Source organism: Porphyromonas sp. COT-290 OH860, assembly GCF_000768935.1.
Taxonomy (GTDB): domain Bacteria; phylum Bacteroidota; class Bacteroidia; order Bacteroidales; family Porphyromonadaceae; genus Porphyromonas.
In genome coordinates this window covers 1-382 of sequence record NZ_JRAR01000081.1, presented here as the reverse complement: position 1 = coordinate 382, position 382 = coordinate 1, and the positions used below count along the sequence as shown (strand labels likewise).

The 382-nt window shown below is 46.3% G+C and carries 1 protein-coding gene; it reads right to left on the bottom strand.

Annotated features, from left to right (window positions below):
* Positions 1 to 179, bottom strand: a 179-nt coding sequence (locus HQ41_RS10005; protein ID WP_200880515.1) for a transposase, incomplete at its 3' end; no start/stop codon positions are given.
* Positions 180 to 382 lie beyond the last annotated feature (203 nt).

The window sequence follows — 382 nt, the reverse complement described above, 5'->3', positions numbered from 1 at the left end:
CAATAGCCTTTGTCGGCTAGTACACTTACCCCTGATGACAACTCGGACTGCTCGATTAAGGCGGGCAAAGCAACCGTATCTGCACAATTAGCGGGGGTTGTAATCAGGGCTTCCACCAAGCCTTGCTCATCGGTAAGCACGTGTTTCTTATACCCATACCGATAATGAGACCGTTGCACGGCATTTTGCCGCTTTTCGGTTAGAAACGTCGTATATATCTCTGATTATTACTATCTTTAATATGTAATTAATTGTATCGACATGGCAACCAAACCAACGGAACAAGCTCCGAGCTTCCTACAAGTATATACTCAGGTTCGTCGCGACCGGATGAAGCACTCCTTTCTCCGCCAAATCAATGCTTGCGTTGATTGGCGAGGTA